At 60.5% G+C, this 23,999-nt stretch carries 20 protein-coding genes; 10 read left to right on the top strand and 10 right to left on the bottom strand.

Annotated elements, in window-relative coordinates; translation table 11 throughout:
* Positions 1–29: 29 nt before the first annotated feature.
* The 5 genes from acsA to AC30D7_RS09195 are packed head-to-tail and all read left to right on the top strand — an operon-like array spanning position 30 to position 5,210.
* Positions 30–1,793, top strand: a complete 1,764-nt coding sequence (acsA, locus tag AC30D7_RS09175; protein WP_490133816.1) for an acetate--CoA ligase — start codon at positions 30–32, stop codon at positions 1,791–1,793.
* Positions 1,790–2,773, top strand: coding sequence for a pyruvate dehydrogenase (acetyl-transferring) E1 component subunit alpha (pdhA, locus tag AC30D7_RS09180; protein WP_490133817.1), 984 nt, complete (start codon positions 1,790–1,792; stop codon positions 2,771–2,773). Before acsA ends, pdhA begins: the two co-directional genes overlap by 4 nt.
* The gene (locus AC30D7_RS09185; RefSeq protein WP_490133818.1) at positions 2,770–3,756 is read left to right on the top strand and encodes an alpha-ketoacid dehydrogenase subunit beta; all 987 of its coding nucleotides are present in this window, start codon (positions 2,770–2,772) and stop codon (positions 3,754–3,756) included. Before pdhA ends, AC30D7_RS09185 begins: the two co-directional genes overlap by 4 nt.
* 46 nt (positions 3,757–3,802) lie before the next feature.
* Positions 3,803–4,921 carry a dihydrolipoamide acetyltransferase family protein gene (locus AC30D7_RS09190; RefSeq protein ID WP_490133819.1) on the top strand — a complete coding sequence of 373 codons (1,119 nt, stop codon included), beginning with the start codon at positions 3,803–3,805 and terminating at the stop codon, positions 4,919–4,921.
* Positions 4,922–4,931: 10 nt separating this feature from the next.
* Positions 4,932–5,210 (top strand): acyl carrier protein, encoded by a 279-nt coding sequence (locus AC30D7_RS09195; protein ID WP_064616916.1) that lies wholly within the window; start codon positions 4,932–4,934, stop codon positions 5,208–5,210.
* 9 nt (positions 5,211–5,219) lie between these two features.
* On the opposite strand, the gene AC30D7_RS09200 is transcribed toward AC30D7_RS09195, so the two are convergent.
* Genes AC30D7_RS09200 through AC30D7_RS09210 form a run of 3 tightly spaced genes read right to left on the bottom strand, consistent with a single transcriptional unit; the run spans position 5,220 to position 9,675 of the window.
* Complete coding sequence (locus AC30D7_RS09200; protein ID WP_490133820.1) at positions 5,220–7,538, bottom strand: exo-beta-N-acetylmuramidase NamZ domain-containing protein; 2,319 nt, start codon at positions 7,536–7,538, stop codon at positions 5,220–5,222.
* An 11-nt stretch (positions 7,539–7,549) separates the two neighbouring features.
* Complete coding sequence (locus tag AC30D7_RS09205) at positions 7,550–8,821, bottom strand: putative glycoside hydrolase (RefSeq protein ID WP_490133821.1); 1,272 nt, start codon at positions 8,819–8,821, stop codon at positions 7,550–7,552.
* A complete protein-coding gene (locus AC30D7_RS09210) occupies positions 8,818–9,675 on the bottom strand; it encodes a polysaccharide deacetylase family protein (protein ID WP_433785901.1) in 858 nt (285 codons plus the stop codon). The genes AC30D7_RS09205 and AC30D7_RS09210 overlap by 4 nt, the downstream gene beginning before the upstream one ends.
* Positions 9,676–10,133: 458 nt before the next feature.
* Here AC30D7_RS09210 and AC30D7_RS09215 point away from each other — a divergent pair, with 458 nt between their 5' ends.
* Positions 10,134–10,721 (top strand): Spy/CpxP family protein refolding chaperone, encoded by a 588-nt coding sequence (locus AC30D7_RS09215; RefSeq protein ID WP_490133822.1) that lies wholly within the window; start codon positions 10,134–10,136, stop codon positions 10,719–10,721.
* A gap of 35 nt (positions 10,722–10,756) precedes the next feature.
* On the opposite strand, the gene AC30D7_RS09220 is transcribed toward AC30D7_RS09215, so the two are convergent.
* Positions 10,757–11,323 carry a phosphoribosyltransferase family protein gene (locus AC30D7_RS09220; RefSeq protein WP_490133823.1) on the bottom strand — a complete coding sequence of 189 codons (567 nt, stop codon included), beginning with the start codon at positions 11,321–11,323 and terminating at the stop codon, positions 10,757–10,759.
* Positions 11,324–11,612: 289 nt separating this feature from the next.
* Here AC30D7_RS09220 and AC30D7_RS09225 point away from each other — a divergent pair, with 289 nt between their 5' ends.
* Positions 11,613–12,317: a phosphoribosyltransferase gene (locus tag AC30D7_RS09225; protein ID WP_490133851.1), complete on the top strand. Its 705-nt coding sequence runs from the start codon at positions 11,613–11,615 to the stop codon at positions 12,315–12,317.
* The gene (locus tag AC30D7_RS09230; protein ID WP_490133824.1) at positions 12,310–12,960 is read left to right on the top strand and encodes a dienelactone hydrolase family protein; all 651 of its coding nucleotides are present in this window, start codon (positions 12,310–12,312) and stop codon (positions 12,958–12,960) included. The genes AC30D7_RS09225 and AC30D7_RS09230 overlap by 8 nt, the downstream gene beginning before the upstream one ends.
* Before the next feature lie 34 nt (positions 12,961–12,994).
* Here the strand turns inward: AC30D7_RS09230 and AC30D7_RS09235 are convergent, their stop codons facing one another.
* The gene (locus tag AC30D7_RS09235) at positions 12,995–14,362 is read right to left on the bottom strand and encodes an erythromycin esterase family protein (protein ID WP_490133825.1); all 1,368 of its coding nucleotides are present in this window, start codon (positions 14,360–14,362) and stop codon (positions 12,995–12,997) included.
* 291 nt (positions 14,363–14,653) lie between these two features.
* On the opposite strand from AC30D7_RS09235, the gene polX reads away from it, so the two are divergent.
* Positions 14,654–16,438, top strand: coding sequence for a DNA polymerase/3'-5' exonuclease PolX (gene polX / locus AC30D7_RS09240; RefSeq protein WP_490133826.1), 1,785 nt, complete (start codon positions 14,654–14,656; stop codon positions 16,436–16,438).
* A 93-nt stretch (positions 16,439–16,531) separates the two neighbouring features.
* On the opposite strand, the gene AC30D7_RS09245 is transcribed toward polX, so the two are convergent.
* The gene (locus tag AC30D7_RS09245; RefSeq protein WP_490133827.1) at positions 16,532–17,074 is read right to left on the bottom strand and encodes an Hsp20/alpha crystallin family protein; all 543 of its coding nucleotides are present in this window, start codon (positions 17,072–17,074) and stop codon (positions 16,532–16,534) included.
* Positions 17,075–17,150: 76 nt separating this feature from the next.
* Positions 17,151–18,644 (bottom strand): arginine-ornithine antiporter, encoded by a 1,494-nt coding sequence (arcD, locus tag AC30D7_RS09250; RefSeq protein ID WP_433785914.1) that lies wholly within the window; start codon positions 18,642–18,644, stop codon positions 17,151–17,153.
* 296 nt (positions 18,645–18,940) lie between these two features.
* Between arcD and AC30D7_RS09255 the strand changes: the two genes are divergently transcribed.
* Positions 18,941–21,223, top strand: coding sequence for a heavy metal translocating P-type ATPase (locus AC30D7_RS09255; protein WP_433785916.1), 2,283 nt, complete (start codon positions 18,941–18,943; stop codon positions 21,221–21,223).
* 14 nt (positions 21,224–21,237) lie between these two features.
* Here the strand turns inward: AC30D7_RS09255 and fnr are convergent, their stop codons facing one another.
* From fnr to AC30D7_RS09270, 3 genes are all read right to left on the bottom strand, one after another.
* Positions 21,238–21,984 carry a fumarate/nitrate reduction transcriptional regulator Fnr gene (fnr, locus tag AC30D7_RS09260; RefSeq protein WP_433785918.1) on the bottom strand — a complete coding sequence of 249 codons (747 nt, stop codon included), beginning with the start codon at positions 21,982–21,984 and terminating at the stop codon, positions 21,238–21,240.
* 165 nt (positions 21,985–22,149) lie between these two features.
* Positions 22,150–22,797, bottom strand: coding sequence for a BON domain-containing protein (locus tag AC30D7_RS09265; protein ID WP_064616928.1), 648 nt, complete (start codon positions 22,795–22,797; stop codon positions 22,150–22,152).
* 50 nt (positions 22,798–22,847) lie between these two features.
* Positions 22,848–23,768, bottom strand: coding sequence for a universal stress protein (locus AC30D7_RS09270; protein ID WP_490133828.1), 921 nt, complete (start codon positions 23,766–23,768; stop codon positions 22,848–22,850).
* Positions 23,769–23,999: the final 231 nt, after the last annotated feature.

Here is a 23,999-nt window from a genome sequence, read left to right on the forward strand (position 1 = left end):
TGTGATGAACAGCCGTTGAGGTGAAGCCCATGCATTTGCCGATGATCAAAAAGCAACTCACCCGTTTGCCGACAAAGCCCAATTGGCTGGACAGCGAGCAAGCCCGCGCAGCCTTTTCATGGCAGGCTCAAGCGCTCGAATTGGCCGGATTGCCAGGGGGCGGCATGAACCTCGCCTATGAGGCGGTGGATCGGCATGCAATGGGAGGGGAGCGTGAACAGACGGCGTTGCGCATTCTCGATCGCCATGGCGGGCACCGCGACATCAGCTATGGGCAACTGAGCACGCTGACTAACCGCTTTGCCAATGTGCTGAAAACGTTGGGCGTGGCCCCCGGTGAACGCTTGTTTGTGCTCTGTGGCCAAGGGCTGGAGCTGTATCTGGGCGTGCTCGGTGGCTTGAAGCTCGGTTGCGTGGTTTCGCCGTTATTCTGCGCGTTCGGCCCCGAGCCCATCGAAACCCGGATGCGTCTTGGTGAAGGCAGCGTGCTGTTGACCAGCGAAACTCTTTATCGACGCAAGATCGTAGCGATTCGTGAGCATTTGCCGGCACTCAAGCATGTGCTGCTGTATGACGCCGAGGGTGGGGATACGAACGCTGTGGCGGGCACCCTCAGTGTGCATCGATTGCTGGCCGAAGCCGCTGACGATTTCGACATCGCCCGGACAACGGTCGACAGCCCCGCACTTTTGCACTTCACCAGCGGCACGACCGGCACCCCCAAAGGCGTGTTGCATGTGCACGGTGCCGCGCTGACGCATCGGGTCACCGCCAAATACGCCCTGGATTTACACCCTGAAGATATTTACTGGTGCAGCGCCGATCCGGGCTGGGTCACGGGGACTTCATACGGGATTTTCGCGCCGCTGCTGATGGGGGTCACCAGCGTGGTCGAGGGCAACGAATTCGATGCCGAACGCTGGTACAGGATTCTCGAAGAGCAACAGGTGACGGTCTGGTACACGGCACCGACGGCCATTCGCCTCTTGATGAAAGCCGGTGACGCCTTGGCGCGCCGCCATCACTTTCCCTGCCTGCGATTTATTGCCAGTGTCGGCGAGCCGCTCAACCCCGAGGCTGTCTGGTGGGGCAAAGAGGTGTTGGGGCTGCCGATCCACGACAACTGGTGGCAGACCGAAACCGGCGGAATCATGATTGCCAACACGGTCTCGATGGCCATTAAACCGGGCTCCATGGGCAAACCGTTGCCCGGCGTCGAGGCGGCCATCGTCGAGCGCAAGGCGGACGGTTCGCTGGTGTTTCTCGAGGCAAATGAAGTCGGTGAACTGGCTCTGAAACGACCGTGGCCCGCCATGTTCCGTACTTATCTGGGGCAAGAGGAGCGCTATCGACAGAGCTTCGTCGGTGAGTGGTACCTCAGTGGTGATCTGGTGCGTCGCGATGCCGACGGTTATTACTGGTTCGTCAGCCGCGGCGACGATGTCATCAAGTCGGCCGGGCACCTTATCGGCCCGTTCGAGGTGGAAAGCTCACTGATGGAACATCCGGCGGTGGCCGAGGCCGCCGTGATTGGCAAGCCCGATCCTCTGCTGGGTGAAACCGTGAAGGCGTTTGTTTCCCTCAAGAGCGGATTCACCGCCAGCCCGGCCCTGCACGATGAATTGCTGGGCCATGGACGCAAGCGTCTCGGTGCCGTGGTCGCGCCAAAGGAACTGGCATTCATCCAGGCACTGCCGCACACCCGCAGCGGAAAGCTCATGCGACGCCTGCTCAAGGCTCGGGAGCTGGGTTTGCCGGAGGGCGATACTTCCAGCCTGGAGAATCCGTCATGAGTCTTCAATCGTTGCCCAAAGACTTTGCTCTCGATTTGCTGCGGGACATGGTGCGCATCCGTCGCCTTGAGGAGCGCGCCGGCGAGCTGTATGGAGAGGGCAAGATCCGTGGCTTCCTGCACCTGTACATCGGTGAAGAAGCGGTGGCGGTCGGCGCTCTGCATGCGCTGGCAGCCGACGATGCGGTGGTCGCGACGTATCGCGAACATGGCCATGCCCTGATCAAGGGAGTGCCCATGAAGACCATCATGGCCGAGATGTACGGGCGCCAGGAAGGCTGCTCGCGAGGGCGTGGCGGTTCGATGCACTTGTTCGATGCCGGTACACGTTTCTTCGGCGGCAATGCCATCGTCGCCGGCGGCTTGCCACTTACCGTCGGCCTGGCGCTGGCCGAGCGTATGCAGGGTGGCTCACGGCTCTCCACATGCTTTTTCGGTGAAGGTGCCATGGCAGAGGGGGCATTTCACGAGTCGATCAACCTGGCCGCTCTGTGGCAGTTGCCGATGCTGTTTTGCTGCGAGAACAACCTCTATGCCATGGGCACGGCCCTGGAGCGTTCGCAGTCGCAAACCGACCTGTGTGCCAAAGCCTCGGCGTACAAGGTCCAGACCCGGTCTGTCGATGGCATGGATGTGGTCGCGGTGTACGAAGCCACCCGTGAGGCGGTTGAACACATCCGGCAAGGGAGCGGACCTTTTTTCCTGGAGTTTCGTACCTATCGGTTTCGCGCCCACTCGATGTTCGACCCGCAGCTGTATCGCGACAAGGCTGAGGTGGAGCAGTGGAAGACCCGCGGACCGATTCACACCTACAGTGCCCGGCTCAAGGCCCAAGGCCTTTTGGACGAGCCCGGTTTTCTGGCAGTCCTGGCCCAGGTGGACGCTGAAGTGGAGGCCGCCGTCGCTTATGCCGAAAGCGCCAGCCTGGAACCGTTGGAGGATCTGTCTCGCGATGTCTACACCCCGAGGGCCGCGCCATGAGCACTCGCATGACCTACCGCGACGCGTTGCGCGAGGCACTGCGTGAGGCGTTGCAACGGGACCCTCGGGTATTTCTGATGGGCGAAGACGTCGGCCGTTACGGTGGCAGCTATGCCGTCTCTTTGGGGCTGCTTGAAGCATTCGGCCCGGAGCGCATTCGAGATGCGCCGTTGTCCGAGTTGGGCTTCGTAGGGGCCGGTATCGGGGCGGCGCTGGGGGGCATGCGGCCGATTGTAGAAATCATGACCGTGAATTTCAGCCTGCTTGCCCTCGATCCTCTGATGAACACGGCCGCTGCCCTGCGGCATATGTCCGGCGGCCAATTCTCGGTTCCCCTGGTTGTGCGCATGGCGACGGGCGCGGGACGTCAGCTTGCGGCGCAACACTCTCACAGCCTCGAAGGCTGGTATGCGCATATTCCCGGGCTGAAAATTCTCGCCCCGGCGACCGTCGAGGATGCACGCGGCATGCTCTGGCCTGCGCTGCTGGATCCGGACCCGGTGCTGATTTTCGAACACGCCCAGCTCTACAACATGGAGGGTGATACCGGCGACTGGAAGGCTCTGGACATCAGTGCCGCCAAGGTCCGCCGAGTCGGCAAGGACCTGACCCTGATTGCGTATGGCGGCACCCTCGGCAAAGCCCTGACGGCGGCTGAGCAACTGGCCGGGGAGGAGATTGATTGTGACGTCATCGACCTGCGGGTTCTGCGCCCTCTGGATGACACCACAATCATGACGTCGGTTTGCAAAACCCGCCGCGCCCTCGTCGTCGATGAAGGCTGGCGCAGCGGCAGCCTGGCGGCAGAAATCATCACGCGGATCGTCGAACAGGGCTTTTACGAACTGGATGCACCGCCAGCGCGGGTGTGCAGCGCCGAAGTGCCGATGCCTTATCCCCGGCATCTTGAAGAAGCCGCGCTGCCCCAAGTGTCGACGATCGTCACCGCTGCGCATGAGCTGTGCGAGGGGACTGCAACGTGATGGCAGGCATGTACCGCGTCCAGGTATCGGGCCAGGAGGGGCAACCATGATCGAGTTCAAATTGCCGTCGCTGGGAGCCGATATGGATGAAGGCACGTTGCTGGAATGGAAAGTCCATCCCGGTGATGCGGTCAAGCGTGGTCAGGTGATTGCCGTCGTCGATACGGCCAAGGCAGCTATCGATGTGGAGTGCTGGCACGATGGCACGGTGTTGCAACTGCTGATCGATGTCGGCGCCAAAGTGCCTGTCGGTACCGCCATCGCGCAGTTGCTGGAACCGGGTGAAAGTCCGCAGAGCGTGCGACGGACAGCGAAGCCCGCGCCTGTGCCGCGTGAGGTGGAAAACCTTTCAGCGCAGCGGCCGAAGATTTCTCCCGCCGCACGCAAGCGCGCGGCCGAACTGGGGCTCGATGCCAGTCAGTTGCAGGGTCATGGTCCACACGGCGTGGTGACCCTGGAAGATGTCGAAACAGCCGCCCGTGTGGCGCCGGAACCCGACCGTAACCAGGCCATGCGTCACGCGATCGCGGCGGCGATGAGTCGTTCGAAACGCGAGATTCCCCATTACTACCTGAGCGAAACCATTGCCCTGGATAAGGCCATGGCCTGGCTGCAGGCACACAACGCGCAAAGCCCATTGCCGGAGCGCCTGTTACCCGGTGTCTTGTTGCTCAAAGCGGTGGCGTTGGCCTTGCGCGACTATCCGCAGCTCAACGGTTCCTGGCAGGACAACGGCTTTAAACCGGCAGCCGATACAGACCTTGGAGTGGCAATTACCTTGCGCCAGGGCGGGTTGGTCGCCCCGGTTCTGCGGCATGTGGCCGACACGTCCTTGACCGATCTGATGAGTGAACTGTCCAGCCTGGTGGAGCGCGCCCGCAGCGGTTCTTTGCGCAGCTCCGAACTGGGTGGCGCCGGCATCACGGTCACCCAGCTCGGCGATCAGGGTGTAGACAGCGTACTGGGGGTGATCTACCCGCCCCAGGTTGCCTTGGTCGGTTTCGGCCGTATCGGCGAGCGGCCCTGGGTCAAAGATGGCCAGTTGTGTGTGATGCCCACCGTCGTCAGCAGCTTGTCAGCCGATCATCGGGTCAGCGATGGTCACTACGGCGCACGCTTCCTGGGGGAAGTCCGTCGTTTGTTACAAACCCCAGAGAATTTGTGAGGGTGAGCCCATGGACCCGCTATCGGTACGCAATCAGGTGTTGAACGCGTTGAAGCGCATCGCTCCTGAAGTCGACCCTGAGCAATTACCCGGTGACCGCCCGCTACGCGAGGAGGTTGATCTGGACTCCATGGATTGGCTTCGCCTCATCGAGGCCCTGAATCGGAGCCTGGGGGTGGTCATTCCTGAAGTCGATTACCAACAGGTGGACACCCTGGACAAGCTCGTCGCGTATCTGATGCAAAAGGAAAAAACCGGCGGACAGGCGCCATCGATAGGTAGTCGATGACGCTGCCGGTCAATACAGCAAGTTCTCCTGCCGTAGCCGCGCGAAGCGCGCAAGCGGCACTGCGTCGAGCGCCTGCGCCGCGTCAGGTGTTGCGCCATCGCGAATCGCCTGCCACACGCTTTGCGAGCCGATAGAATCACGGGTCGCCGCCAGGTCGAATATGTGGGGATAGAGTGTGTGCAAGGTGGCGAGCAGGGCCAGTCCCAGGCTGGCTACAGGGCGTTGCGCAGGCGTTGAGAGGCGGGTGATGCTCACGCCATGACAGAGTCGACCGTGCCAGTTTGATTCGGTGGGGACGAAGTCGACCGGCTCGAAATGCGCGCCGACGTCAAACGCATTCAGCGCGTTTGCGAGCCGGGTCGCGTCGATCCACGGCGCGCCGACCCACTCGAACGGGTGCGGTGTGCCGCGCCCCACACTCAGATTCGCGCCTTCGAGCAAACCGATATCCGGGTACAGGTCCAGCTGGGAGAGCGTGCGCAGGTTTGGCGAGAGCGGCACCCATCCCAACCCGGTGTCGGCAAAGGTCATCGTGCGCCGGTATCCCTGCATCGGCACCACGCGCAGATCCGCACCAATGTGCTTGTTGCGGTTGAATAGACGCGCCAGCTCACCGACGGTCATGCCGGGCTGCAGCGGTGCAGGGAAATAGCCGGTAAACGATTCACGGCGACTGTCCATCACCGGGCCGCCGAAACGTAGTGCGCCGAGCGGGTCGGGCCGGTCCAGCACGAACAGCGCAATGCCTTGCGCCGCGGCGGCTTCGAGTGCGTAGCCGAGTGTCGTCTCATAGGTGAAGAAGCGCACGCCGGCGTCCTGAATATCGAAGATCAGCGCATCCAGCCCTTTGAGCGAGCCGGCCGGGAAGCGCTGGGTTGCGCCGTAGAGACTGTGCACCGTGAGGCCCGTCGCCGGGTCGCGGGTGTCACCGACCCGTTCGTCCACGTCGATGTTCAGTCCATGCTCGGGCGAAAACAGCGCCACCAGTCTGACGCCTGGCGCATGGGCGAGGACGTCGACGGTGCGTCGGCCTTTGGCGTCGAATCCGCTGCGATTGGTGATCAAGCCCACGCGCAGGCCGGCGAGCGGGGCAAACTGCTGTGCCTCAAGCACATCAATACCTGTCTGCACCGGGCCCGTCGAGGTGGGCAGGCGATCGGCGGCCCGCAGTGCCGGCACCGCTGAGGGCAGCAACCGGCCGATTTGCGCGCCGCTTGCAGGTGCCCCGCGACTGGCCATCAGTGCAAGCAATTGCGCACGAAGGGGGCGAGCGTCACCGCGGTCATCGGGATACACCCGGTTGCTCAGGATGACGATGAATTGGCGGGTCACCAGATCAATCCACAGCCCCGTGCCGGTGTATCCGGTATGGCCGATGACGCCAATCGGCGGCAGACGATCATGGTTCGATACGAACGGTGCGGCCAGTTCCCAGCCGAGGCCGCGCCACGGCACGCTGTCGAGCGGCGAAGCGGCGCTCGTGAGGGCGGCGATGCTCGCTGGCCGCAGAATCTGCCGGCTGCCTGCGCGCCCCTGGTTCAGCACCATCTGCGCGAAACGCGCAAGGTCGTCCGCCGTGGAAAACAGCCCGGCGTTACCGGAGACACCGTCCATCCATTGCGCCGTCGGATCGTGTACGCGCCCCCGGAGCGTACCAGTCTTGGTGGCGAGTGTCGGTGCGCTGCGTATCGCTCGCAGGGTATCGGGCAGAAAAACCGTGTCGCGCATGCCCAGCGGCCCGAAGATGTGAGCCTGGCAATAGGCGTCGAGCGAGCTGTGGGTGATGCGTTCGACCAGTTCGCCGAGCACCACGAAATTCAGGTCACTGTAAATGACTTGGGCACCCGGCGCGTTGCGCAGCCGCTGCGCCGCGATGGCGTTCAACACACCTTTGCGGCCCGCACCGGGTGGCCGCCCAGGCAAATCTGGGCGCAGCCCGGACGTGTGTGCAAGCAGGTCACGCACCTTCACCGTCTCTTTGCCGTGCGCCCCAAAGGCCGGCCAATACCGTGCAACGGGGGCGTCCAGGTTGATGCGGCCCGTTTCGGCCAGTTGCAGGATGGCCGTGGTGGTCGCGATGACTTTGGTCAGCGATGCCAGATCGAACTCGGTGTCCAGCGTCATCGGCTCTTGGGGGGGCGTCGTCGTGCGTTGTCCGAAGGCCTGGCGATAGAACACATGCGTGGAGTCACCGATCAGGACGACAGCCCCTGGAACGCGTCCGGCGGCGATCTGGCCCTCGACGATCTGTGCGGCTTGCTGGCGCGTCGTCGCATCGAGATCGCCGGCGCAGGCAATGTGCGCCGCCATCGCCAGGCCAAGCAGCATCACCCAACGCTTCAGCGTTGTGGCAGATCGACGGCATCGTAGTGATTGCGTGGGTTCCATAACATCCATCCATCGGTGCCGGCTGCGTCGGCGGCGTGAACCTGCGCACTGATAGCGGCCGCGTCAAACGGGCGACGATCGAAGGCATAGTCACGAAAGGCCTGCAACCAGGGACGAAAGCGCACGCCCGGCAGGTGGGTGCGCTTCATCGCCTCCGCCAGGGTACGCCTGACAATCTGGCCGGGGTCGGCTGTCGGGTTGGTAAAGCCCGGCAGCCCCCATGTGAAGCTGGACGGGTACAGCATTGGCGAAATGTAGTCGAGCTCCGCGCCCAGCAGTTCGATTTGCTGGCCGATCGCCGTATCGTCGAGGTTCCAGCAGACGTAGCCGAAGATGTCCGCGGAGACGAATACATTGTAGGGGGCGAGTCGTGCGCGTGCGGCCTGCAGAAAGCCGATGATCGCCGCGGTCCGGTTGGCGCGGTTGTTGGGGAGGGCAAAGCGCAGCCCGCTCTTGTCGGGAAAACGCACATAGTCGAACTGGATCTCGTCGAAACCCATCTTCGCTGCCTCTTCGGCGACATCGAGATTGTGCTGCCAGACCTCGTGTGAAAACGGATCCATCCATTGCAGCTTTTCGAGATCCCGCCACGGCTGGCCGTCAGCGGTGTGCACGCTCCACTCTGGATGCGCACTGGCGAATGGATCGTCCTTGAACACCACGATGCGCGCGATCAGGTACGGGTGTTGCGCGCGCAGCTTGGCAAGCAACGCCGGAAAGTCGCGCATCTGAGGTGCCCGTGTGGTCAAGTGGGCCGTTGCGCCGATCGCCTCGCGCGCCGCACTGCGATAGGGCGTCAGGCCACGGTCACCCTTGACGTCGATCACCAGTGCATTGATCTCGGTTTTTTCACTCAGGCTGACAGCGTTGTTGCGCAGGATCGAACTGGTCACGCCGAACACCGACAGGTAGACCGCTTTGGGGCGAAACGGGGTCAGGGCGAGCGTCATAGGGGTTTCGTCGCTCACGTTGGCCTCGGTGCGTAAATACCCTGGGGCGCGGGCGGCGACACGCTCGACTGCCTCGGCCGTCTCGAACCGTCCGTTTTCGTCGGTACGCATCACGCCGGCAGAGGTCGTGATGATCGCGTCGGCGAGCGGTTTCTGCGTGCTCGAGTCGAGCACGACACCGGTGACGGCCAGTGCGCCTCGCCCGGTCAGCAGGGCAGTGACGACGAATAGCGCCGGGATCGCATAGCGCCTCAATGTGCGGCTAACGGTCATCGTGGGTTCCCTGCTGTCGGCTGAGTGTCCGGCTCACCGAGCAACTGCGCGAACGCGTGTGCGCCGTAGGCATCACTCATCAGAAAACGCGGCAGGGCGAGCAGTCGCGCGTGCCGGTCAGCCTTGCGCGCGTCTAGTGTGAAGGCCACTGTGTAACCCTCGTCGCGGGCGAGTGCGATCAACTCGTCGTCATAGATACCGAACGGCCACGCGAGCATGTCGATCTGCTGCGCACCGGTTTGCGACTCGATGCGTTGACGTGATTTTTGCAGTTGGGTACGGACGAATTGCTGGAAGTCCGCCGGCGTGCGGTGCCTGCGCTCGACGTTGAAATTGGGATGCCAGTACGTATGCGACTGGATGTCGAAGAGTCCGGTCTGCTTCAGGGTTCGCAACTGCTCCCAGGTCAGCGCATAGGACGCGTTGGAGATGGCCGATGGATAGATAAACAGGGTCACCGGAAAACGCTCGCGCTGGATGACGGGCAGCAGTTTGTCGAAGACCGAACGATGCCCGTCGTCGACGGTGATCGCCACCGGCTTCGACGCTAACGTCGCATCGGGATTGCGCAGCCAGTCGACCACCTCGCGCAGCGACACGATGTGATAACCGTGCTCGCGCAGGACGCGCAACTGGGTTTCGAAGGTGCTCATGCGCACGGTCATCGAGTCGTCCGCCGTGTCCGAGAAACGGTGGTAAACGAGGATCGTGACGCCTGGCTCGACGCTCTGTGCAGCGTTCTGTGTGGCGCCGGCCGCGCTCCAGGCCAGTGCGCAGACGCTTGTCAGCATGATGCGGATCAGCAGCCGGAACGCGACACTCCCACCGATACACGCCATGATTTTCCCGCACATGTCAGCGCTCCTGCGCGAGCCAGACGCTTGCAGTGTGTATTGAGCGTTCATCGTCTATCTGATGCAGATCAATTTCGCGCAATGTAGTCCGTTCCGAGGGGGCAAGTCGTCAGACAAAACGGCAGGCCGGTTGTGCCTTGATTTGATTTAGATCAACAGCAAGCCCTCGTGGGCGGATGACTTTATAAAGAATATGACACTCTTTTGAGGTATGCCCCTCATGAACATTGATAAGGCGATCTTGGGCCCCCCGCCCCGGTACCCGTCCCCCGGAAGGAGCCAGTGATCCGCTGGATTAGCACCGCCAATAACGATTGCTGGCTGCTTTTCCAATTACGGGGGCAGCTCGACCGTTTATCCACTTGCCCGGAGGTCTGCCTGTTTTCTGATGTGGATCAGATACGCCCCCAGGCCGACTCCTATTCTCGAATCAACCCACGGTATCGAGATGAACTGAAATGAACAGATCAAGCCTGATCGGCCAATGCATGTTAATGGCGGCAAGCATGTTGCTGGTGCCCTCTACCAGCGTCTTCGCCAACCCGCCGATGTCTGCTGCGCAAGGTGGCATGTATCATCGTTTTCAGGATTTCGATTGGGTCAAATACACGCAACAGACCCTGGACGATCTCAAGGGCAAGCTCAATCTCAAGCCGGAGCAAATGGCTGCCTGGGATACCTGGGCCACGGGGGTCATGGCGGACGCCAATCAGCATCAGGAAAAGGCCAAGGCCGAACGTGATGAAAGGGCGAGCACGATGAGGGCGCCGATGAATGAAACGACCCCCGAAAGAATGGCCAGAGAGATAGAGCGTTTGCGCACGCAAACCAAGTGGATGGAGGCGCATCTGGAGCGCATGGATGCTGCGCTGGTGCGTACCAAAACTTTCTACGAGGTTTTGGATGCTGAGCAGAAAACCATTTTCGATCTGTTCTGGACGGTGGTGCATCACCGGCTCTACGGCAATGACCGTTGGCAGATGCCGATGCACATGTTCAGACCACGGATGATGGAAGGCGACCAGGACGAAAAAAACAAACAGTAAGCGCTACTCACTGTTCGATTACGCATGTTGCGCCGTCATCGCGCGGCGCCATGGCGCCAGACTTCAATACAAAATTCCGTTTCGTAAGGGGGCACGTTGCATTCGACGATGTCAGTGGCGGCCACTTGCAGATGCACGCCGACGATATCGGCATGGATCGGCTGCTGGCAGACGTGCCGGTCGACCAATACGGCCGTGAAGACCCGACGAGCACCGAGTTGCGCCAGATACGCGCAGGTACGCAGGAGCGAATGGCCTTCAAACAGCACATCGTCGACAACGAGCAGGGTGGTGCTGGCAAGATCCTGCTCGCCCAGCAGCGGGTTTTCGGTCAGTTCGGTGTGGGCGTGCAGTACTTTGAGGTCATCGGCATAGCGCTTGACCTTCAAGGGGTAGAGCGGCAGTTCTGGCTGGCCGGTCTGATGTGACAGATGCTGTTGTAAACGCTGCGCCAGAGGTTCGCCGCGGCGCTGGATGCCAATCAGTGCCGCTTGAGTGGGCGGCAACAGTGCCGCTGCCTGGCGCGCCATTGCCTGCAACACCGAATCGAGTTCATCGCTGTCGTACAAGCGCAATCGCGGGCTCGCAAATAAGGTCGGCATGACAGTCTCCCATAACGCGCCGCTGTAGGGCGGCGCTGTCCACTATCGGCAACGTAATCCATTGGGCCCCAGCCTGATTGATATTGATCAACAACGACGAAATGAAATGCCCGGTCCCTTGCGCGGACAGGGTTGGCCTTGCGCGCGAGCTTGATAAAAATCAACGACAAGGAGACTCCAGCGGAGGACTTTTAATGAAAACTGATGCTTGATCCCGCAAGGACGTGGAGAGGTCAAGGCTGTGTGATACGAACCGACAGGTGTGCTCGCCTGGGGAGGTTTTCAAGTGATTTATAGTCCCTCAACGCAAACCCTCCTGCGTGACCGGGTTGATGCCGGTCGAAGGCTGGTGGAGCCGCTGCTCAAATACGCTCATCGACCCGATGTCATCGTTCTCGCCTTGCCCCGCGGCGGCGTGCCGGTGGCCTATGAAATTGCCACGGCCCTGGAGGTTCGCCTGGACCTGATGCTGGTCCGCAAGCTCGGGGTGCCATTCCATCAGGAGTTCGCCATGGGCGCGATTGCCAGTGGCGGTATCCAGATCGTCAATGACGATACGCTGCGGGCGAACCGTATCGATCAGCGCACGCTCGATAACGTGGTGGCACGGGAAACCCAGGAGCTGTTGCGTCGCGAGCGCTTGTACCGGGGCTCGCGTGCCCCCTTGGCGCTCAAGGATCAGGTGGTGATTCTGGTCGACGATGGCCTGGCGACCGGGGCCTCAATGATGGCAGCGGTCCAGGCGGCGCGCTTGCAAGCACCGTCGCGTATTGTCGTCGCCGTGCCGGTGGCGCCACCGGAGACGGTAGAGGCGCTGTTTAGCGAAGTCGATGAGGTGATCTGCCCGCTCACCCCCGAATGGCTGATGTCGATCGGCAATTGGTATTTGAATTTTTCCCAGACCTCGGACGAAGAAGTCATCGATCTTTTGCGTCGGGCCTGGCGCAGAGAGTCCAATACGAGTGCTTCCGGTCAGGAGAACTCCGATGTTTGAGCTTCGCTATCGAAAGCTGGACCTGGGGAACGTGGAGCTGTCTGCCGACCTGCGTCTGCCGGTGCACGCTGGCGGCTTGGTGGTGTTCGTTCATGGCAGCGGCAGTGGTCGTTCAAGCCCGCGTAATCAACAAGTTGCGCTGTCTCTGGCTCAGCGGGGGTTGGGCACGTTGCTGTTCGATCTGCTCACAGAGCCAGAGCAATACCTGGACAACCAGACCCGGGAATTGCGTTTCAATATTGCGCTGCTGTCCAACCGACTGGTGAAGGTGATCGACTGGATTGGTCAGGACGCCGAACTGCAACCGCTACCGATCGGATTGTTCGGCGCAAGTACCGGTGCCGCGGCGGCACTGTTGGCAGCGGCCGAGCGGGCGGACGTGGTGCATGCGGTGGTGAGCCGGGGAGGGCGGACCGATCTTGCGGGTGAGGCGCTGTCCCGCGTGAAGGCGCCGACCCTGCAGATTGTCGGTGAGCTGGATCCGGTGGTGCTCAATCTCAATGTGCAAAGCAGTCGCGCCCTGCAGTGCGAGCAGCGCCTGGAAGTGGTGGCGGGCGCGACACATCTTTTTGAAGAAGCAGGAACCCTCGAAGAAGTCGCCAGACTGGCCGGCGACTGGTTTGAGCAGTATTTGCGACGGTAGTCATCCCACGCAGACGACCACCGTCCGATACCTGTCATATGCCGAATGGAAAGGTTTCGTCTTCCGGTTCCAACGCCTGGCTTTTTGGCAGGGGCAACGCGGTTACCGGTTGCGTCTGTTCAATCCACACCATGGCGTCGAATTGTTCGGTCAACACTGACTCGAAATAATGGCTGAAGCGTTCGCTCGTGGGTCGATAAATTACACCGATGGCCCGTTCCAGCAGCGGTTTGGACAGGGCCCGGCGCAGCTCTTTCCGCTGTGGATCCCGCCAGTCGGTCAATGAAGCCGGGACGCCGGCGTCGAGGAACTTGCGCTCCCAACTGTCTGGCCGGGACGGCCGGATGTCCTTGATGAGCATCTCGCAATCCCAGTCGTCGGCCGCGGCCACCTGGCCACGGTCGGTGCTCATGCCGATCAGAACCACATCGCGCCCGTAGGCATTGCGGCACAATTGACCGATATTGAACTGACCTTTCCAGCCCATCTCTGTCGCGGCCGCATTGCCGATATGCGAGTTGTGCGCCCACACCACGGCCTTGGCTTGCGGACCGCGGTGTTCGAGCAACGCACGTAACGTGTCGAACATGTGCCTGTCGCGCAGGTTCCAGGAGGCCGTCGAACCTCGATAAATCGCTCGGTAATATTGTTCCGCCGCCTGGATGACCCGGGCGTTCTGGGTCGCATCGAAGAACGCTTCATCGTCCTTGATATCCCCGGCCAGTTGCTCGGCCAGCATGGCATTGAGCTGTTCGACCACCGCATGCTCGCAGGGCATCAGGCCGTCGCGTTCGACGAAGTGGCCGTACAGCGCAGGATCATCCTGCCACGGGGTCAAACAGCCATAGCGCCGCCGTGCTTCATGTGCCAACTGTGGGTCGACACGGTCCAGATAGCTCAGAACCTCATGGATGGAGTTGCGCAAACTGTAAACGTCCAGACCGCGAAACTCGACGCGCTGTTCAGGCGCGTGTTGGTGGTTGTACTGATGCAGCCAATGGGTGAACGCTCTCACATCGGTGTTGCGCCACATCCAGGTCGGGAACCGGCTGAAAATGTGCCGCGTCCAGGCCGAGCGCGCCAACCCTCTGACATAACGGTCTACATGGCCCGCGTCCGGCCAGTCTGCTTCAACGGCCACGATATTGAATCCGTGTTGCTCGATCAGCCGTTGGGTAATCGCCGCCCGGGTCCGATAGAAATCACTGGTGCCATGGCTGGCTTCACCGATCATCACCACGCGCGCATCGGCGAAGCGGTCGAACATTTCGCCAAAGGCCGGTGAATTCAGTTCCGGCAGGGGTTCGGCGTATTGGCGCAAGAGCGGAACAATTGAGGCCTCGTCTATGTGGGTATGCGTGCCATACAGGTGGTTCAGCATGTTTTGGGAAGGTGTGTTCATGAACGTCATCCCCATAAGGGTGGATTGCCCGACGTGCGATGCGGCGCGGCATCACGTCGACTGTCAGGGCAGGGCTCGCACGGGGTTGTTTTCGATCCATTCGACGTCGCGAGCCTGTACCGCCTCTTCAATCATTCCTACGCCTGAATGCAGTCGAGCATTTGAGTTTTATCAATAGTCGGTGCACAAAATGGCCGATGAGTGTCCGGTTGCTGTCTGACCTATATCAATGCCGGGAAGTCTGGATCGGTAATGCTGACTTCATGAAGCCTGTGCGATGGGAGTCACGCCATGAAGCACACCGCCATACCTTTGCAGGCACCTTTGGCGGTCTTGTCGCCCCCGACCAGCGGCAGTCAGGTGGTCGACAACGATCATATCGCTGCGGTTTTTGATGAAATCGCTGACCTGCTGGACATCGAGGACGCCAATCCCTTCCGGATCCGGGCTTACCGCAATGCAGCACGGACCCTGAGGGCGCTGACCTTTGATGTGGCGAAAACACTCGCTCGTGGCGAGCCGCTACCCAAACTGACCGGGATCGGGGTTGATCTTGCCGGCAAGATCAATGAAATCGTGACCACCGGCGATTGCTCGCTACGCCAACGCTTGCGTTCGACATTGCCACCCGGGCTGGTCGGGCTGCTTTCCATTGCCGGGTTGGGACCCAGGCGCGTCAAAAACCTTTATCACGACCTGGGTATCGAAACTGCGCAGCAACTCTGTCTGGCCGCTCAACAGGGTCGCATTCGCCATTTGCCCGGCTTCGGTGAGCGGATGGAAGCGCGGCTGTTGAGTGCCGCGCAGAAGGGGATCGGAAAGGATCGCCGTTTGCCGTTGGCTTTGGTTGAGCCGATGGCGCGCAGACTGACCGAATACCTGCAGCAGATGCCGGGAGTCGAGCAAGCAACCACTGCCGGAAGCCTGCGACGCATGCGCGACACCGTCGGCGACATCGATATTCTGGTGGCGGCAGCGCCTTCGGTGGATGTCACCACGCAGTTCATCAGCCATCCGGACATTTCCACCGTGCTGGTCAAGGGGCATACGCGTGCAAGCGTCATGCTGAACTCAGGCATGCAAGTGGATGTGCGTGTCGTCGAGCCGGCGGTGTATGGCGCTGCACTGGTGTATTTCACCGGTAGCAAGGCACATAACATCGCGATTCGTCAGAGGGCTCAGAAGCTTGGGCTGAAACTCAATGAATATGGTCTGTTCCGGGCCAACAATCGCCTGGCCAGCACCACCGAGGTTTCGGTCTATCAGGCATTGGGCTTGCCGTGGATCACGCCGGAACTGCGCGAAGACCGTGGCGAAGTCGCTGCGGCATTGGCCGGCCACTTGCCTGGGCTGATTGAGCTGACCGACCTCAAAGGCGACCTTCATGCGCATACCCGCGCTTCGGATGGAGGCAACAGCCTGGAAGAGATGGCGTTGGCGGCCCGGGAGGCTGGGCTGGAATACCTGGCGATCACCGACCATTCGCAGTCCCTCAGGGTGGCCCATGGGCTGGGAGTCGAGCAATTGTTGAAGCAGATCGACCAAATCGATGCGATTAACAGCCGCTTGCAGGGCATGACGTTGCTCAAGGGTATCGAGGTGGACATTCTCGAAGACGGCCACCTGGATTTACCCGACGATATTCTGGGACGTCTGGATCTGGTGGTGGGCGCCGTCCACAGTCATTTCGGCCTGACGCTGCGTCAACAGACCCAACGCCTTCTCAGGGCCATGGACCATCGCTACTTCACTATCCTGGCCCACCCCCTGTGTCGCCTGATCAACGAACGCGATCCTCTGAACCTGGACCTACCGGCAATCATCAAGGCTGCCGCGCAGCGTGGTTGCTGCCTGGAACTCAACGCGCAACCGCAACGCATGGATTTGTTCGACCTGCAGTGCCAATACGCCAAGGATGAAGGTGTGCTGATCAGCGTCAATTCGGATGCACACCGCACTGCTGATTTCGCCAACTTGCGTTATGGCGTCGCCCAGGCACGCCGTGGCTGGCTGGAAAAACACAACGTGATCAATACCCGATCACTGACCGAGCTCAAGGCATTGGTTGGTCGTTAATAGCCCCACAACGTTCAGGAGATGAAGGGCGAGGTTGTCTGGTACTCATAAAAAACCCCTTGTCGGTTTCCCGACAAGGGGCAGGCCCGGGACTCAGTTGCCTTTGATCTGCACGACCTTGTCAGCCTTCAGGGCTTCAGGCTTTTTCGGCAGCGAGATGCTCAGTACGCCTTTGCTGTAACTGGCTTCGATCTTATCGGCATCCACCTCTTTGGGCAGGTTGAATATCCGTTCGAAGGAGCCATAGCTACGTTCGCTAAGATAGTAGCCTTTCTTTTTCTCTTCCTTCGCTTCTTGCTTTTCCCCTTTGATGATCAGGCTGCCATTGGACAGTTTGATCTCAATGTCCTTCTGATCCATGCCGGGAAGTTCGGCAGTGATTTCGAAGCTTTTATCCTTCTCGACGATGTCTACCGCAGGCATGCTCTGACCGATCAATTCCCGACCCCACAAGGGTTCGACATCGAACAGCCCGCGATTGAACAGTGACAACCCTGAGCCAAGACTGAAGTCTTCGAACAGATGGTCGACTTGTTGCCGAAGCTTTTCGAAGGGGCGCATCAGATCAGTTGTCTTTGGGCGCAGAGCGGTTTTCGCTTCGGTATGAACGGGTACTTTCTTCACGGAGTTGCTCATTTCTTTTCTCCTCTTGGCGAATAAGGTGAACCGAAACATTGGTTTTGCGGCCCACCACGACAAAACAAGAACATCCTCACAAGGCCAATGTTCCGGACCACAACATCCAGCCGGCGATGGCAGCCGCCACCCAGATAATGATCAACAGTCCTGTCTCGGGGCCGTTGAGCGCTTGTCCCTGGCGAGCCTTCAGGGTACCCAGGTAAATCAATGAGCCAGGGGCGTAGAGCAAGGCGCTGAGCAACATGTATTTAGGCCCGGCGGCATACAGCAACCACAGGCAATACAGTGTGGCGACCGAGGCAATGGCCATGTCGCGCAGTTGCAGGCCTCGGTGGCCGGCGTAGGTCTGGCCCTGCCAGGTCAGTTTCAATGCGTACAAACCGCTGAACAGGTACGGCAGCAGAATCATCGAAGTGGCCAGGGAAATCAGGGTCAGGTAAGTGGCGCTCGAGTACAGCGTCAGCAGCAGGAACAGCTGTATGCAGCCGTTGGTGATCCACAGCGCATTGGCGGGCACGCCACGGGTGCTCTCCATGGCGAGCGTACCCGGCATGACCTTTTCCTTGGCGGGGGTGAATATCGATTCGGCTGCCAGCAGCGTCCAGGCGAGCAGGGCGCCACCGACTGAAATGATCAAGCCGATGCTGATCAACATCGCGCCCCACGGCCCGACAACTGCCTCAAGTACGCCCGCCATCGAAGGGTTTTTCAGGGTCGCCAGCTCCGGTTGTCCGAGAATGCCCAGCGACAACAGGGACACCGCAATCAGCAGCAACAAGGTAATGACGAAACCGATAACGGTGGCGCGGCCAACATTGACGCGTTCGGCCGCACGGGCGGAAAACACGTTGGCACCCTCGATCCCGATGAACACCCAGACGGTCACCAGCATGGTGCTTTTGACCTGATCCAGCGTGCTGCCCAGTGCAGGAGAACCCCAGAAGTCGACCATGAAGGTTTTACGCTGGAAGGCCGCGATCACTAGCCCGATAAACAGCAGCAAGGGCACGACTTTGGCCAGTGTGGTCAGGGCGTTGGCTTTGGCCGCGGTGCGCATGCCCCGCAGGATCATCCAGTGCAATGACCAGAGCACCACGGACGCCCCGACAATCGCCGCTTTGTTGTTGCCTTCGCCAAACAGCGGGAAGAAAAAACTCAGCGCGGAAAACAGAATCACCATGTAACTGACGTTGCCGACCCAGGCGCTGATCCAATAACCCCAGGCGGAGTTGAAGCCGAGGAACTCACCGCCCAACGCCCGGGCATAGGCAAACACGCCGTTGTCCAGGGTCGGTTGACGGCTGGACAAGGTTTGATAAACCAGTGCCAGCGACAGCATGCCGACGCCGGTGATCAGCCAGCCAATCAGGATGGCACCGGCACCCGCACTGGCGGCCATGTTTTGCGGCAGGCTGAAAATGCCGCTGCCGATCATCGAGCCGATCACCAGAGCCGTCAGCAGGCTCAGGGACAAGCGTTTGGGCTCCAATTGTCGCAAGCTGCCGGCGAGAGGTTGGGGGGCGGTCGGCGGGAGGATCGGTTGCGTACCGTGCAGATGAGTCGCCATGTTAAGTAAGCCTCCACGAAACGAAAGAATGGGCGCAGACCGCAGATGCGGCGGAGTGAACGTTGACTCTAAATATCTACGTGAACGGCCCCTGGCTGTTTGATTTAAATCAGAAAGAAAGAACACAGCGATTTTGTCCCGCAGCGGCCATTGCGCTAACGCCAGGCGACGCTTCAATTGATAGCGCGCAGCGAACATGCCGGGCATTCCAGACCTAAGCTCAACCCATGACGGCGATGAGCCGCAGGCATTTGTACAACGAGGGCTGCGCAGCGTTTCTTGAGGAACCCACATCGATGTTCAGTAAGTGGCTGGACCCGGTTTTATTGCTGCTCACCACCCTGACCCTGCTGGCCGGGGGCATTGCGCAGCTTGCTCACAAGTCTGACTGGGCATCGATTTGCTGGGCCGCGGGCAGTCTGGTGATGGCCCTGGTGCTGCTCGTCGAGATTGTCAGGCGCCTGGCCCGGCGCGAGGCGGGTGTGGACCTGATCGCTCTGCTGTCGATAGCCGCCGCGTTGTTTTTTCAGCAGACGCTGGTGGCGGCGGTGATTGCCCTGATGCTGGCGTCGGGGCGCATCCTGGAGTTCTTCACCCAACAACGCGCCGAACGCGAACTGCGTGCATTGGTCGACCGGGCGCCACGCGTTGCCTGGCTGCAGGAGAACGGTAATTTACGGCAGATTCCGGTCGAGCAGATCCAACCGCATCAGACGCTGCTTGTGCGCCTGGGGGAAGTGGTACCGGTCGACGGCCGTCTACTCAGCCCCACGGCGATTCTCGACGAGTCGGCGCTCACCGGCGAGTCATTGCCGGTCACCCGCCGGGAAGCAGAGCTAGTGCCCAGCGGGGTGACCAATGTCGGCGCGCCAATGCTGCTGGCCGCCACTCGAACCGCAGCGCAGAGCACCTACGCCGGGGTAGTGCGCCTGGCTGAAGCCGCACGGCAATCGCGCGCGCCTTTCGTGCGCTTGGCCGACCGTTACGCGTTGCTCTTCATTCCGCTGACTTTGCTGATTGCCGGCCTCGCCTGGTACATGAGTGGCGACTCTTTGCGCGCGCTGGCGGTGCTGGTGGTGGCCACGCCTTGCCCGTTGATTCTGGCCGTGCCGATTTCGATCATGTCAGGTATCTCGAGGGCAGCGCGGCGCGGCATCCTGATCAAGGACGGCGTCACCCTGGAAGCGCTGGCCGAGGTCAAGCAAGTGTTTCTCGACAAGACCGGCACGTTGACCAGCGGCCACGCCCGGCTGCAATCGATCGAGACCAACGGAGCGCTCGATCCGCAGCGTCTGCTGGGCCTGGCCGCTTCGCTGGCACAGGCCTCGACACACCCTATCTCCCAGGCCATTGTCGAGGCGGCCTGTCAGCGTGGATTGCCGCTCAGCGTGCCGCAGGCGGTCGAGGAGAGTCCGGGTTCTGGTCTTTGCGGGTTGATCGATGGCCTGCGGGTGCGTTTCGGCACGTTGTCGTTTGTTCAAAATGAATCGCCGGTTGGCGACTGGGCTGCCACCATGCTGCGCCGCATGGATTACCTGGCGTGCAGCGGCAGCTTCGTTGAAGTGGATGGGGCTCTCGCGGGCCTGCTGATCTTCTCCGACAAGCTGCGTCGGGAAACCCCGCTGACCCTGCGCCGACTGCGCAACAGAGGCGTCGAGCGGATCGTTATGCTCACGGGTGACCGAGTGGAAACCGCCGAGATGATTGCCTTGTCGGCCGGGATCGACGAGTTGCGCGCCGGGTTGAGTCCTGGGGACAAGGTGCGTGCGGTACAGGATGCCTGCCAGCACGCCAGCACACTGATGGTCGGTGACGGCATCAACGATGCCCCCGCCCTGGCGGCGGCCAATGTCGGGGTGGCCATGGGGGCGAGCGGTGCCACGGCGTCCGCGCAAGCAGCGGGTGTGGTGCTGCTGGTGGATCGTCTGGATCGACTGGTCGAGGCGTTGGACATCGCCCGTCAGACCCGCCACATCGCCCGTCAAGGCGTATTGGCCGGCATGGGCATGTCGGTGCTGGCCATGGGGGTAGCCGCCTTCGGCTACCTGCCGCCGCTGGTCGGTGCCGTGGTTCAGGAGGGCATCGACGTGGTGATCATCTTCAATGCCTTGCGTGCATTGGGGCCGTTGCCGGGTTTGCGCCAACGCAAGCTGGCCGCCGAGCATATCGATCACCTGCAAGACGAACACGACCAGCTCGCTTCGGTACTGAGCGATCTGCACCAACTGGCAAGCGACTTCGCCCAGCGCCCACTCGAGCAAGCACAGAGCGACTTGCTGGCGCTGGTAAAAAACCTGCAGGAATCACTGGCCCGCCACGAACGGGACGATGAAAACACTCTGTACCCGCTGTTGACGCAAAGCTTGCCCGGCGAGGACCCCATGTCGGCGATGAGCCACGTCCACCGCGAGATCTTCCGCCTGATCCATTTGCTGGCGCGCATGAGCACGGATTTCAGTACCGACCCTGCGACAGCGTCTGTCGATGAGATCCAGCATCAGTTGATCCGCCTGGATACCCTCGTGCGGCTGCACTTCGATCAGGAGGAGGAGCTTTTTCGTTACCTTGATAAGCGCTGAAAAGCCATGCAGCCTCAGTGGTGGACCGCCGAATGGCAACCGGCGACCAGCTGCTTGAGCCCGTGCAGGTTCAGCACCTTGACCTCACGACCGACTATTTCCACCAGCTCCTGTTCCCGCAGGTGGGCGATACCCCGGCAGATGGTTTCCAGGCGCAACCCCAGGTAGGAGCCTATTTCGTCGCGCCGCATCTTGAGTATGAATTCGCTGGATGAGTAGCCACGCATGCTCAAGCGTTGCGACAGGTTCAGCAGAAAGGCGGCCAGACGCTCATCCGAGTTCATGTTGCCCAACATCATCAGCAGATCGTGATCACGGACGATTTCACGGCTCAGAAACCTGTTCAGGTTGTGTTGCAGAGCCGGCAGCTCCCGGGCGAGTTTTTCCAGCTGAGAAAAATGGATGGGACAGACTTCACTGTCCTCCAGGGCAAACGCATTACAGGTGTGTTCATCGGCGCTGATGGCATCCAGGCCGAGCATCTCGCCGGGCAATTGGAACCCGGTGACCTGCTCGCGGCCATCGATCGACAGCACGCTGGTCTTGAATGAGCCGATACGGATCGCATACAGCAAACGCAAGGGATCGCCTGCGCGGTAGAGGGGGGCGCCTTTGCGGACCTTGAACCGTTGCAAAATCAGCTTGTCCAGGCGCTCGAGTTCCAGTTTGTCGAGACCAAAAGGCAGGCAAAACGCTAATACACTGCAATTGGAACAGGCAGCCTTGAGGTGTTGACCCTGAAGCAGGCGGACTTCAGTCATGTCAATGGCGCCATGGGGGTTTATATATAAAGCATAGGTGTTGTGCATTTGGGCACGGGCTCCGTTCGGAGGATTGCCGGGAGCAATCGACGAACGGGAAGCCCGCTGGCCCGCCGCAAACCCTTGATGCTCCGGGGAAATTAGGGTTTCCCCGGGCTCGTTGACTCAGGCAATGCGCAGATGATCATCAACTTGCCTCACTCCCGGTACTGACCAGGCAGCACGTTCGGCGATCTTACGCTCGCGCCATAAATGAACCTTGCCTTCCAGCTTCACCACATCGCCTTCGACCTTGATGTGAATTTCCTTGGCATCGACTTCGGCATTGCGCTTGAGGGCTTCTTCGATACGACGCTGGATATCGTCCACGTTCACTTGCGGACGAAGGACGAGCCGATTGTCCACGCCTACCACCCCCGACAGCTTGCGCACAGCCATCTCGGCGGTTTCTTTCTGGTACTGCCAGTCCACTTCGCCTTCAAGGGTGATCCACCCTTTCTGCACGATGACTTTGATGTCCTGCTCAGGAATGTCGGAGCTCCAGGTGAGGATATTCAAGGCGCGGGAGGCAATGGCGTCGTCCGCCGTGCCCGCGCTTTTCATCGGCCTGACCTGAATTTCTTCGGCCACGGCCCGTACCCCTTTTATGCTTTTTACCGCGCGTTCCGCGCTTACTTTTTGCGCGTAGCTCTTAACGTGCCCGGTGAGCGTGACGACGCCATTGTCCACGGTCACACCGATGTTGGCGGCATCGATCTCAGGCTGGAATTCAAGCTCATCCATAATGCTCTGACGCAGACTCAAGTCGTTCATGGTGATGTCCTTTGTCTGAAAGGTTGGTAGGCCAGGTGCGAAACAGCTCTCTACAGTTCCTCAGGTGAAACCACCCAGACACTGCACGGCATTTTGTACAGCAGATGCTCCACCGTGCTGCCCACCAATCGGCCCACGCCTCGGTGGCCGACCCGGCCCATGACAATCACGTCGATATCGTAGGCGTCGGCGTATTGGGTAATGACCTTGCTCGGGTTGCCCATGATCATGTGCTGTTGCTCTGGCGCAATACCATTGCGCTCGGCCAGTTCACGGAAAGCATCGGCCTGAGCATCAAACAGTGTCTTGGCTTTGCCTGGGGAAAACAGCGCTGAGCTACTGTCGAAATCGAACTCGTCCGCACTGAGGGATGAAAGATCGTGGGCGTAGATCACGTCGAGCTGAGCGTTACAGGTGCTGGCCAGTTTTGAGGCTTCGCGCAAAATCCTGTCGTTGAAATCCTTGTACTGGGTATTGCTATGGAAGGGATCGACCGCGGCGACGATTCTGCGCGGCAGCACGTGCTTCACGTGGCTGACAAAATGCAGCGGCACCGGGCATTCGCGCAGCAAATGGATATCCAGGGGCGTGAACATGATGCGTGACAGCAGCGACTCGTATTCCAGTGCCTTGATCAGTACCGCCATTGGCTGTTCTTTGAGATGAATGAGGATTTCCTGCAAAGGTCGTTCGACCCAGATCACCTCTGTGGTGACGGGCACTCCGATTTTACGCAAGGGGCGAGCCTGTTCTTCGAGCCATTGCCGATGGCGCTCGACATACCCCAGCCGCATCTCCTCCAGCGCTTGTTCGTTGACCATGCTCGCCGTTGCCAGGCCTTGCAGGTAATCGAAGGCAACGATATGCAGGGCCGCGCCCGAGGCCTTGGCCAACGCAGCGGCGCGGTCGAACGCGGGGCTGTTTTCCATGAGGGGCGAGACGACCAGCATGAAGCGTGATTGCTCAGACATGACCAAACTCCCGTCAATAATCGTAGATATTCCCGTACTCCCTGGCACCCCTGCGTTTGGGCAGTGGTCCTCTGGCTTTTATCCTGCCGCTAACCGGGGGGCCGGGATTGATCTTTATCAATCTGGCGAGTGATCCAGCTTGCTGCCCGACGTGTGGCGGGGGGCGCCAGGTCCATCTATAAAACATTGACCACTATCAATCTCTCCTGCGTCATGCCGGTGCAGTCTTGG

The sequence above is a fragment of the Pseudomonas sp. DF5 genome, assembly GCF_058148225.1.

Bases quoted from the DNA above. Each gene is read 5' to 3' on its own strand.
- acsA (WP_490133816.1), top strand. From the start codon at position 30: ATGCATTTGCCGATGATCAAAAAGCAACTCACCCGTTTGCCGACAAAG.
- pdhA (WP_490133817.1), top strand. From the start codon at position 1,790: ATGAGTCTTCAATCGTTGCCCAAAGACTTTGCTCTCGATTTGCTGCGG.
- AC30D7_RS09185 (WP_490133818.1), top strand. From the start codon at position 2,770: ATGAGCACTCGCATGACCTACCGCGACGCGTTGCGCGAGGCACTGCGT.
- AC30D7_RS09190 (WP_490133819.1), top strand. From the start codon at position 3,803: ATGATCGAGTTCAAATTGCCGTCGCTGGGAGCCGATATGGATGAAGGC.
- AC30D7_RS09195 (WP_064616916.1), top strand. From the start codon at position 4,932: ATGGACCCGCTATCGGTACGCAATCAGGTGTTGAACGCGTTGAAGCGC.
- AC30D7_RS09200 (WP_490133820.1), bottom strand. From the start codon at position 7,538: ATGCTGCTTGGCCTGGCGATGGCGGCGCACATTGCCTGCGCCGGCGAT.
- AC30D7_RS09205 (WP_490133821.1), bottom strand. From the start codon at position 8,821: ATGACCGTTAGCCGCACATTGAGGCGCTATGCGATCCCGGCGCTATTC.
- AC30D7_RS09210 (WP_433785901.1), bottom strand. From the start codon at position 9,675: ATGTGCGGGAAAATCATGGCGTGTATCGGTGGGAGTGTCGCGTTCCGG.
- AC30D7_RS09215 (WP_490133822.1), top strand. From the start codon at position 10,134: ATGAACAGATCAAGCCTGATCGGCCAATGCATGTTAATGGCGGCAAGC.
- AC30D7_RS09220 (WP_490133823.1), bottom strand. From the start codon at position 11,323: ATGCCGACCTTATTTGCGAGCCCGCGATTGCGCTTGTACGACAGCGAT.
- AC30D7_RS09230 (WP_490133824.1), top strand. From the start codon at position 12,310: ATGTTTGAGCTTCGCTATCGAAAGCTGGACCTGGGGAACGTGGAGCTG.
- AC30D7_RS09235 (WP_490133825.1), bottom strand. From the start codon at position 14,362: ATGAACACACCTTCCCAAAACATGCTGAACCACCTGTATGGCACGCAT.
- polX (WP_490133826.1), top strand. From the start codon at position 14,654: ATGAAGCACACCGCCATACCTTTGCAGGCACCTTTGGCGGTCTTGTCG.
- AC30D7_RS09245 (WP_490133827.1), bottom strand. From the start codon at position 17,074: ATGAGCAACTCCGTGAAGAAAGTACCCGTTCATACCGAAGCGAAAACC.
- arcD (WP_433785914.1), bottom strand. From the start codon at position 18,644: ATGGCGACTCATCTGCACGGTACGCAACCGATCCTCCCGCCGACCGCC.
- AC30D7_RS09255 (WP_433785916.1), top strand. From the start codon at position 18,941: ATGTTCAGTAAGTGGCTGGACCCGGTTTTATTGCTGCTCACCACCCTG.
- fnr (WP_433785918.1), bottom strand. From the start codon at position 21,984: ATGACTGAAGTCCGCCTGCTTCAGGGTCAACACCTCAAGGCTGCCTGT.
- AC30D7_RS09265 (WP_064616928.1), bottom strand. From the start codon at position 22,797: ATGAACGACTTGAGTCTGCGTCAGAGCATTATGGATGAGCTTGAATTC.
- AC30D7_RS09270 (WP_490133828.1), bottom strand. From the start codon at position 23,768: ATGTCTGAGCAATCACGCTTCATGCTGGTCGTCTCGCCCCTCATGGAA.